The 9,528-nt window shown below is 56.1% G+C and carries 10 protein-coding genes; 8 read left to right on the forward strand and 2 right to left on the reverse strand.

Translation table 11 applies throughout. The features are described 5' to 3' along the window. Window positions 1-250: 250 nt before the first annotated feature. Window positions 251-1,483, reverse strand: coding sequence for a tyrosine-type recombinase/integrase (locus tag HMPREF2692_RS13420; protein WP_246815022.1), 1,233 nt, complete (start codon window positions 1,481-1,483; stop codon window positions 251-253). A gap of 56 nt (window positions 1,484-1,539) precedes the next feature. Between HMPREF2692_RS13420 and HMPREF2692_RS11540 the strand changes: the two genes are divergently transcribed. The 8 genes from HMPREF2692_RS11540 (at window position 1,540) to HMPREF2692_RS11575 (ending at window position 9,236) form a co-directional block, all read left to right on the forward strand. Beyond that, a complete protein-coding gene (locus tag HMPREF2692_RS11540) occupies window positions 1,540-2,025 on the forward strand; it encodes a hypothetical protein (protein WP_141744806.1) in 486 nt (161 codons plus the stop codon). A 141-nt stretch (window positions 2,026-2,166) separates the two neighbouring features. After that, on the forward strand, window positions 2,167-2,394 hold the full coding sequence (locus tag HMPREF2692_RS11545; protein ID WP_061925845.1) for a helix-turn-helix transcriptional regulator: 228 nt from the start codon (window positions 2,167-2,169) through the stop codon (window positions 2,392-2,394). Then, window positions 2,391-5,492, forward strand: coding sequence for a hypothetical protein (locus HMPREF2692_RS13425; RefSeq protein ID WP_070823688.1), 3,102 nt, complete (start codon window positions 2,391-2,393; stop codon window positions 5,490-5,492). Before HMPREF2692_RS11545 ends, HMPREF2692_RS13425 begins: the two co-directional genes overlap by 4 nt. A gap of 263 nt (window positions 5,493-5,755) precedes the next feature. After that, window positions 5,756-6,148 (forward strand): hypothetical protein, encoded by a 393-nt coding sequence (locus tag HMPREF2692_RS11555; RefSeq protein WP_061925842.1) that lies wholly within the window; start codon window positions 5,756-5,758, stop codon window positions 6,146-6,148. After that, the gene (locus HMPREF2692_RS11560; RefSeq protein WP_061925839.1) at window positions 6,145-6,522 is read left to right on the forward strand and encodes a hypothetical protein; all 378 of its coding nucleotides are present in this window, start codon (window positions 6,145-6,147) and stop codon (window positions 6,520-6,522) included. Before HMPREF2692_RS11555 ends, HMPREF2692_RS11560 begins: the two co-directional genes overlap by 4 nt. A gap of 246 nt (window positions 6,523-6,768) precedes the next feature. Beyond that, on the forward strand, window positions 6,769-7,131 hold the full coding sequence (locus HMPREF2692_RS11565; protein ID WP_005293765.1) for a MobC family plasmid mobilization relaxosome protein: 363 nt from the start codon (window positions 6,769-6,771) through the stop codon (window positions 7,129-7,131). Beyond that, a complete protein-coding gene (locus tag HMPREF2692_RS12800) occupies window positions 7,112-8,722 on the forward strand; it encodes a relaxase/mobilization nuclease domain-containing protein (RefSeq protein ID WP_082778687.1) in 1,611 nt (536 codons plus the stop codon). The genes HMPREF2692_RS11565 and HMPREF2692_RS12800 overlap by 20 nt, the downstream gene beginning before the upstream one ends. Before the next feature lie 37 nt (window positions 8,723-8,759). Further along, a complete protein-coding gene (locus HMPREF2692_RS11575) occupies window positions 8,760-9,236 on the forward strand; it encodes an APC family permease (RefSeq protein WP_061925854.1) in 477 nt (158 codons plus the stop codon). A gap of 50 nt (window positions 9,237-9,286) precedes the next feature. Here HMPREF2692_RS11575 and HMPREF2692_RS11580 read toward each other — a convergent pair. Further along, window positions 9,287-9,528 (reverse strand): integrase core domain-containing protein (locus tag HMPREF2692_RS11580; protein WP_141761329.1); only part of this gene is annotated, 242 nt, incomplete at its 5' end.

Genomic DNA, 9,528 nt, shown 5'->3' on the forward strand with positions numbered 1-9,528 from the left:
GCCGTAGCGGACACACTTTTTGCTACTTAGCCCGGGCTAGGGGACATTTGGGCATGCAGACAAAATTGCCCTAGCGACGTTTCCGTTGCTAGGGCATTAGAAGTTGGTAGCGGGGGCTGGATTCGAACCAACGACCTCTGGGTTCTCACCCTCATGTTCGAGCCACCTGCAGTTATTGCCCTTTTACCTGCTGTTTAGAGAGGTATCAGTATACTGGCGCCTACTGGTCTTTACCGCAGATTACCGACTCTTAAGTCCCGTTTTGAGTCCCACTTTCTTCACCGAGATTCAAGGCGCCCCGCATAGCGTCTACATCAGTCCAATCCGTGTAGTTGCGCGCGTTCACGTCGACGTCATGCCCGAAATAGGCTGCACGCACCTGGGCGGGTACCCCTCGCGCGATGGCCCGGTTATTGAGCACCGTGCGCCAGTCATGGGATCTCATTAAAGCGATGTGGTTGTCCTGGAGCTGCGCGCCAACATCTTTAAACAGAGCCGCTGACGCTTTCACGGCGTTGTCGGTGCGCCAGTGCGCCTTCTTGTCTCCTGGCGAAGGGATCAGTGGATCGGTCGTTTCTAGTCCGTCGAGCCGGTTTAACCAGAACTTTTCGACACGCTTGTCCAGGAACGGGATAGAACGGCCTCTGTGTGTTTTGGATTGCTCAGATGTAATGCTGATCGCGATCTGCCCATTAGCGACTTTTACAGAATGCCTCGTCGCTGCCAGCGCCTCGGAGATGCGAAGTCCCGTCCCCGCTTGTAGTAGTGCCAGCGCGACCACGTTGTCATGTTTTGCGATGGAGCTTGCTCGTCTGTCCGTGCCCGGTGGTAACGGTCTGGCGGTATCGCGTGCAATGAGATGGTCTACAACGGCGTCGTATTGGGCGTTCGTCAGGGCGTGACCACCTTGTGGTTTATTGCTCTTCTTGACCTCGCCGAGGTCGATGCTGATTCCGCGTAACGGGTTGTGGTCGATAACACCCTCGCGGATGAGCTGATCCAGAATGTACTTGCTCACGACGGTACGGGCTTGCCGTGCAGATTCCGACCCGTTTGCGGTGGCGATGGCCTGCAATGCGCGTTCGAGAGTTCGGAATTTCACAGCCTCGCCAATGGCGTGTTTTCCAAGCTGTGCTTCGGCCTGCTTTAATGCGAGCTCATACCGGGCGCGCGTGTTCGGGCGCAGACGTGCCGCCCAGATGGCCGGCTTAGAGACGTCGGTAATGAACGCCGAGAAGTTCTTGCTCTTATCCCAATTGGTCGACGTCGAGTTGAGCTTGCTGTCCCGCTTCTCGACGGCAATTCGCCGGAATTCCCCCTTTGTCCTTGCCCGGATTGTCGGGCGGTAAGTCGTTCCGTCCCATAGCCGGACCGTGATTTTCGCTTCGTATGGACCTCGCGGCGGTAAAGCATCAACGACGCGGTCGATGGAATCTTCCCCAAGGCTTAGTTTCGTTCTGGCGGCACGTATTTGCTTGGACATACACACCACTATAGACCCACTTTTGCAATAGGTTCGAATTTGTTATCATTGCTGGTATGGATCCTTCAGAACGTCTTCCAATTTGGTCTACCGATGACGTCGCGCGCAGACGCCAGGAAGTGTTGTGCACGTTGGTTGACGATAATCACCCGCTTTATGTTGACGCTCGCGAATTGTTCACTCCCCCACTTTCCCGCGAGGAGGTCACACAGCTCTTGCTTACCGCCCATGAAACCTACTGTGAAATCCGCGCGGTAGCTCGTGAACTAAAGTATCTGGACCCCATTGTGAAAAATGATACGAAAGGTCGTCAGAAGCGACACCCGCGTCTGCACGATGCCCGCAAACACCTCCTGGCACGACTCGAGTTTCTGGAGAACGAAGCTGATCGAACGTTGCCGTTCACTTTTAATCGACCGAGCACCGGGAGGCGCTTCGCTGCAGGTGAAGGACTCTCGATGGATCTTATCGACCCTGTACCGGACGGTGTCGTGGATACGATGTTTCCGCCGATCTTTGATTCGTCTTCACAAGTAAGCTAAAGTGTAGCTAGCCGTACTTGAGACGGTTGGCCACCGAGGCACTGGGCAGAATAAGAGCCCAAGGTTTGCAACTCGGATATGCAGGCCCCCAAAGCGGATAACCGCTAGGCCGGGGCCCTTTCAGCATGTCTGGAGCAAACCTTGAAAGGTGTTTCTAATTTAAAACTGGTCGATCATGCCGAGCCTATTGCGGTTAAAAGTTCGGTAGCGGCATCCCTGATCGGGATTGCCCCTCAAACTCTCAACAACTGGCGTGTTCAGGGCAAAGGGCCCAAATACGCCAGCGTGGGTGCCAACCTCGTCGTCTACAGAATCGCTGATATTGAGGCGTGGCTAGATGAGCATGTTGTCGGTGGTGAGAAGCCATGACGACAGCGAACGAGGCGTGGAGCATAGAGATCTCCCCCAAGGACGCGCCCGACACGGTGCGTCACGAGCATGAACTCATCGAGCTTGGCGTGAATGGCACCGAGTGGCAGTCACGCCTCGTCGACACTTCCGTCGACGTTCCTGGGCGTTCTGCCCCGTCGTACTTCACCGTTTTGGTACGTCGTGAACCTCGATCTGTGGCTAAGGTCTCCGAGACCTTAGCCACGATTTCGGGCAGTTCTGCGGACGTTCCTGCTGGTCAGGACTCTAATGTCATTTCAGGCCAAAAACCCTTAGGGGAGAGGCAGAATGGCCGGACCGGAGCGTCCGGCCATCGTGACTCTCGTGACTCCGCAGCAGCAGCGGTGGAAGCCGCTGCGGTTGCAGGGGTTGATGCCGGTGTCGATGTTAAGAGTTTCGGCCAGCTACCAACTGTGAGGTCGATGGGTAGTGGCGGTCGCCGGGCTCAAGTGATCGGGTTTGATACTGAGTTCACCTACCGCGAAGATGACCCCGCTAAGCGCGTCATCGATAGCTATCAGTTCGCCTGTACTGATGCTCTCGATGATGGTGTTCTCGTACAGGTGGTCGTGTTGCCTCTGGCGGGTGATCGCATCTACCTTGAGGATGCTCTCTACATCGTCAGTCTTGCAGCCGGTCTGCATGTCCTGTCACCCTCTCGGGAGCCTATCGATCCTCGTGGCGTGCTCGTCCGCGATGTAAGGAAACTCAACCCTCGGGGGAAATTTGACTACTCCGCCACGCGAGATGCGGCGTTCAAGGCTCGCATTGCCGTCGTCCTGGCGTGTCATTTCGGCAACGCCGATCTGACCGCTTTTCGGCGCCCTCCCGAGCAGCGCAATGGTGGGGAAAAACATTATGACATCCTCCGCCGCGTGACCTCTGCTTCGGGGGGCTTAGTTTCGCTGCAACCTGCCCGCTTCATGCGCAAGTCTGGCAAAGGCTCCAACAGCTATCGCTGGTTGCCGTTCTCTGTGACCGTTCGTGACACGATGTGTCAGGCTGCACCCGGTCATAAGAGTCTCGCTGCTCTTGGCGATGTTTGCGGTGTTCCTAAGCTTGATGTTGGTTCCTCAATCGAGAATATGACCTCAATGCGTCGTGACGATCTGACGTCGTTCCTCGAATATGGTGTGAATGACGCGGTCATCGTTGTTGAGTATCTGGCGATGCTGTGGGGTCTCAACATCGTTCCGCCTGTCACCCTTTCGGGTGCGGGTGCCAGTGCTGTCCGCGACGGAATCATGCGCTACATGGGCGACAAGGTGATGAAGGACTTCCTCATCAACTTTCGCGGTCTCGTGCGGTTGACGGACCCTGAACCATTTTTAGACCATGACCATCTTTCGTACTACACCACACGAGAGTTGGTACCCGTGGACGGCGATGCGAATCAATCCCACACTGCGTGGAAAATGGCGTTTCACGGAGGCTGGAACAGTTGTCTGTCTCCTGGTCATCACCCTTACCCGACCTTCGATCACGATATCCAATCTGCGTATCCATCTGCGATGGCATCGGTGATTGATGTGGATTATGTGGGCGGTTGTATCGAGGAGGTTGTGAAGGACCGGGTACTTACGCTGGACGACTTTCCGTTAGGTCCCATCACCCCGTTAGTTGCCTACGTGAGTTGGAAGTTCCCGGATGATGTTGTTGCGCCTTGCTTGCCGGTGGTCGTCGGTGACTGCGTGTTGTATCCACGAACGTCTGACGGTGCTGGAGCCGCGCAAGGTGACGATGTTGGGGGGTACGACGGGTTTCATGGTGCTTGGTGCGCTGGGCCTGAGTTGTACCTTGCGTTGAAGCTGGGGGCGACGGTGCGCGTTCAGATTGGCTACCGCATGAGGTTGCGTATGCAGTCTGATAGTACTCCGTCCCGATCACTGCGCTTCGCCCTCCGACAGATGGTTGAAGACCGTGCGACTGCGAAGAAGATCTTCGGCAAGGGGTCGCTGGAAGAGCAGACTGTCAAAGTTGCGACAAACTCGGTCTACGGGAAGCTGGCCCAGGACGTCTCCGAGCGTAACGGGTGGGGTGCATGGGCTGAGGAGATGGAGTCTATTGGTGGGTCGTCCGTAACCTCTCCCTATCACGCGTCGATGACAACGTCGCTTGTTCGCGCTCTCCTTCTGGCGATGGCCAATACGATTCCGATTCTGTCTGTCACGACTGACGGCTTCATCACGCCTGTTGAAGAGATTGAGCACTTTGATTGCTTTGGCATCGCGAATGTGTTCCGTGCCGCCCGTCGTGCGTTGGTAGGTGATCCGACGGTCTGGGAGATCAAGCACTACCAGGACGATCTAGTGAATTTCTCGACGCGTGGCAATGTGTCCTTGCTGGAACACGGTGTGCTCGCTAAGGCTGGGTTGAAAGTTCCTGAGGAGGTTGAACGTGGGACCGTCGCGGAGCGTCGCTGGTTTCGCGATACCGCTCTTTCACGCCTGGGAAAGATACCTAACCCCTACACGTCTTTCCCAACATTTCGGGAGTTGTCGCGGTCCGTAAACCGGTTGGACTTCCACCCGGTGGATCGCACGCCTGAGGTCTCAACGGTGGACTTTGACCTAAAACGGCAGCCTCTACGTGGCACGCTCCGGGTTGATGTGATTGACGGCAACGAAATGGCGGGGTTCGACACTTGCGCGTGGGACTCAGTCGACGACTATAAGCATGCACGTGGGATCGCTGGTCACATGCAGTTAGTTCGGTATGGGACCACAGGTGTTGACCGTCCTACTGGGTGTCTGCGCACGGGTCATGATTGGGAGACCTGGTTTAAGCGTTTTGAGTCTGCTCGGGGTCGTCGTATCCGTACGGCTGACAGTGCCCTACTCACCGAACTCGTTGCCGCGCATAAGGCTGGTCTTGTCGTCGTTGACCGTTTGACTGTTCGCGTTTCCGTGGCTCAGAAGGTGGGTTGGTTGTCCTCTTTGGGGATGGGTGAATTCACCCGGGCGCAGTGGGATCACATGAGCAAGAAGGTTCGGCGTTCGACGGTGCTACGCGATGCCGATATGGATGCTGTTCGTGCCTTTGCCGATGAGCTGAATCGCGGTGATGGCTATGTCTAGCACCCCTCCCCCTGGTCGGTTTGGTATGAAGCTTTCTCGCGGCCCTCCTATAGGCACTTTTATCGTCACAGAGACGCTAACCATGCAAGCAACAGCACCCCAGCTAAGTCTTGAACCATCGGGTGCTTAGACCGAGTTCCCGATGGCACCAATACACCGCAACCCAAGATAAGGAGGAACATATGGAGCCACAATCGCCCCGAGCACCACGGATGCCGAGCGCCCCACGAGCGCCGCGCAGTGGAGCTAAAACAGGCGCGGAAATGGAGGAGAGCAGGTACGCAGCGGAGGAGTCTGCGAAGGGGCTTATCGCCGGTTTGGTTGGTCTAGACCGCGCCGATATTATCCGTCGTTCCAACCGAGTCCAGGAGATTCTGGACGATTTTGCCCAGCACGCCCCAAAAGAAGAAGTGTCTTTGGAGCAGCTTAAAGCGGAGGGAGGAAAGGTTGACGCTGAGCTTGATCAGCTAGAGCAAACCCTCGATGAGCGCGCTCAGTCGCGGCGGAAAAAGCAGAATCAAGGTGGCTACCCACCGCAGCCGCCGCGGGAAAAGAAGCCTCGTGTCCCTCGGGTCAAAAACCCGCGATTCACCCCACTTTTCCAGAATGAACCAGAAGAAAAAGACACCAGTAAAGGATGGGAACCAGAACTATGATTACGAAGTCTCAGACCGCTTCGTCGGTAAAAAAGATTGAAGCTCTCCGCCAGGAGCGGGAGCAAAAAGAAGCCGAAGAAGCCAAGAAGGTTGAGGAGTTTAAGCGTCAATTAGGCGAAGTTCTCTACGCCTGCGCTTATGAGCCTTCAAGCAAGTGGTCCAAATTTCGCGGCGGTTCCGTAAAGGAACTGTTCGCAGAAATCGGTATACGGGAGGCCCCCTCCCGTGAAGCGTCCGAGGGACACGAGGGCGCACCTCGCGGCGGAACGCAGGAGCCGATAAAGGCTCCGCAGTCGATTCAGAGGACTCCACAGAGTCAAATGAATCCCGCCGCAGGCCCGAAGCACGCGGGCCAGAATGGCCCGCAAGCGTAGGGCCAGAGGGTCGAGGGAGAGAATCTCCCTCGCCAGCGCCACGAGGCACCGGAGGTGCCCGAGTGGCTTGCTGGCCGCCTGTTTGTGAGGGCCGTCTTTGACGGTGGCGAGTACGCCTGAATCTGCCCCGCAGATTCAGGGGGCCGACACCGGAGAAGCGTGACCCTTACAAACAGACTGTGGCCCTGGCTGCATCAGCAGTCGGGGCCACCCTGCCACAGTAAGCACGATAAGTAGGAGGTGGATATGCGAGACAAGTTCTCGACATATTCGCGTACAACCGTGCGCCTCGATAAGGATTTAGACCGATTTGTCGAGGAGGTCGCACGGGTTGTAGGGGTGCAAAAGGCCGTCGTGTTCCGGGAAGCTCTCTATGTCCTCGCGGAGGAGGAGAGCGTGCTGACGCAAAAGCGTTTGGCCCCGGACACGCTGCGCCGCCTGGACGAGATGAACGACCAACTGCGGCGGATTGGCGTCAATCTAAACCAGTTGGCTCGCCGCGCGAATATCGACGGCGTGGCCCCCGTGTCTGAGGCTGTAGAAAGCATTGGCTCCGAGGTTTCTTCTCTTCGCAAAGAGGTGAAGGACTTTGTCCACAATCAAGATTAACTACAGCCAGAATATCCGCGCGGCAACGGTCTACGCCGTCTATGGAACGGCAGACAATGCCCGCAAGGGTGAGGTGCGAGCCGATGCTTTATGCACGGTTCAACCTAACGCTGAATCGTTTTCTCCGGAGGCTACGGCTGGCCGTTGGTCGGGTGTGGACTTCATGGAAGCCAGTGTGGAAGAAATGGAGCGATATGCTCCGGCTCAGCGCACTGACGAAGCAATTATTTATATCCAATCGTGGGCTAAAGACGAGCTGGATAAGGACGACCCGGCTGATGTAGCTCGGGCTAATGCAGCAGGCTCAGAGCTGGCGATGCGGCTGACGCAGGGCACGGGAGTTCCGTTTACAGTTGCCACACACACCGACAGCAAAAGCGGCTGCGTCCACAACCATATTGTCTTTGCCAACCACGATACGCAGACAAAGAAGGCTGCGCCGAGGGACATGCGTAACTGGTACAAGTTGCGCAATATCAACGACGAGTTGATGCGCGATTTGGGGATGCGTGTCTTAGAACGTGAGCCGGAAATATCGCTGCTTCCTGCCGAGCGCAGGGCACGCAAGGAGGGCAAGTCCACAGACTCGACGGGCCTGGGCGTGGATGAGCTGACCGCAGCCACGTGGGCTGATTTTGCCCGCAAGCGCATGGATGAGCTGTGCGCGGATGAACAGGTGGCAGATGCTGACGACCCACTGGCGAAGGCAGTAGAGATTGCTGGCGAATACAACCTGTCTCTAAAAGTGCAGCCCAACTCAAAAACCGAGGGTGAGTCGCTAACCGTGGCCCTGGTCGACGACGACGGCGAGGATGCCTACTTCACGAACACCACGAAGGCCGGACGTACTCGAAAGCGTAAAGCAGCTAGAGCTGGCTCAAAATTGGGCCGCAGCTACTCGCTAGAGGGTGTGACCGAACGCGTTAACGAGGCTCAATCAGCCTTTCTTGCGCGGCAGCTTGCAGCACTTCAAGCCAATTCAACCGATGACGACCTGGAGGCGAAATACGGCTCCAGCCTTCTCGATGACGAGGAGGAAGAAAACTATAACAACCAGGAGGTATTCAATCATGGTGTCAGTGACCGAGATGACGAAGCTAGCCCAAGCAGCGGCGAAAGGCAAGATGGACAGCGTCTTGAAGGTTCTCAGCCCACGCCTGGACAAGGCGGAGAAGGCTATCAAGACGCTGCAGGAGAAACTGAAGAGTCTGCCGGAGAATACAGGGGACATTCTCAGTTCTCTGCCCAGCGACTTCTCGACGAGGTTGACGCAAGCGGAAAGCGAATTAAGGAACGTAAAAAGCAATCTCGCCGCAAACAAGAACTACGTGAGCAGCAGTCACTTCCAAGTAACGATGATGGAAGTGCAGCAGATGATCACCGGGCTGATAAGGAACATCGAGGATCTGCCCAACGGCCTGGAGGGGGTAAAAGGGTACCTAATCGAGATAAGCGAGCAGATGTCGCGTCTGACAAGGATGCAACAGCTGGTACTCAAAGCAGCCGAAAGCCCCATCCATCTCGACAAGGATTCCAGCCAAGCAGTAGCCCAGAGCCTGAACGCTCAGATGACTTCGAGCCTGACTTCTAGCCTGGAACCGCTGGTAGAAGTAGCTGTATCTGAGGCAATGTCGAAAGAGTCCGAAAGCCTGCACAAGGCAGCAGAAGCATCTAAGAAGGCTCGCAGCGCCCTGCTCCAGGAGAAGGAGTCCAACGAAAAGCTGCTGGAGAAGATACGTGCAGAGCGCAAAAAGTACAACGCCGACATGGAAAAGTCGAACAGGAACTTTATCAAGGCCTGCCAGTCTGCCTCGTGGATTGCAGCCAGTGTTCTCTTCGTTGCTATCGCACTCGTTGCTGTCGGAGCCTTGGGTAAGGGGCTACTGAGTATGCTCGGCATACCCGACGGCGTGTCTGCCTTGTGGGGTCACGTCCAGGAGGCTAACGGCATCGGCCCAACACTGGGCTGGTTGGTGTTAACACTTATCGTCATAGGGGTTCTTATAGCGCTTATGACCTGGATGCTGTCCCAGGCTGCGCCGGGTATTGCTCACTTGGTCGAGGAATACCGTCGCAATCACCCGAGGAAAGAAACGAACCACTAACTAGAACACGTGCACCGTAAAAAGTAAATGAAGTGCCCCGGGTTTTGTTCCTAGGCTTGTGCCTTAATTTCCATTATTTCTCGACTGGGGTGGTGTTCCCAAAACTCGGCTTCGACTTCAGCCGGCGTGCGGTAGCCCAGGCTCTGGTGGAGCCTTGACTCGTTCCACCAATTCACCCACTCGAACGTGGCGATTTCCACGTCGACGACATCGGCCCACGTTCGCCTATGAATCAGCTCATTCTTGTAGGAGCCGTTGACGTTTTCAGCCAAAGCATTGTCATAGGAGTCAC

The sequence above is a fragment of the Corynebacterium sp. HMSC036D03 genome, assembly GCF_001836185.1.
Lineage (GTDB): Bacteria > Actinomycetota > Actinomycetes > Mycobacteriales > Mycobacteriaceae > Corynebacterium > Corynebacterium simulans.

What these genes read in the sequence shown, in the direction of transcription:
- HMPREF2692_RS11575 (WP_061925854.1), top strand. Translation starts at nt 8,760, where the DNA reads ATGTCGAAAGAGTCCGAAAGCCTGCACAAGGCAGCAGAAGCATCTAAG.
- HMPREF2692_RS13420 (WP_246815022.1), bottom strand. Translation starts at nt 1,483, where the DNA reads ATGTCCAAGCAAATACGTGCCGCCAGAACGAAACTAAGCCTTGGGGAA.
- HMPREF2692_RS11555 (WP_061925842.1), top strand. Translation starts at nt 5,756, where the DNA reads ATGGAGGAGAGCAGGTACGCAGCGGAGGAGTCTGCGAAGGGGCTTATC.
- HMPREF2692_RS11565 (WP_005293765.1), top strand. Translation starts at nt 6,769, where the DNA reads ATGCGAGACAAGTTCTCGACATATTCGCGTACAACCGTGCGCCTCGAT.
- HMPREF2692_RS11560 (WP_061925839.1), top strand. Translation starts at nt 6,145, where the DNA reads ATGATTACGAAGTCTCAGACCGCTTCGTCGGTAAAAAAGATTGAAGCT.
- HMPREF2692_RS13425 (WP_070823688.1), top strand. Translation starts at nt 2,391, where the DNA reads ATGACGACAGCGAACGAGGCGTGGAGCATAGAGATCTCCCCCAAGGAC.
- HMPREF2692_RS11540 (WP_141744806.1), top strand. Translation starts at nt 1,540, where the DNA reads ATGGATCCTTCAGAACGTCTTCCAATTTGGTCTACCGATGACGTCGCG.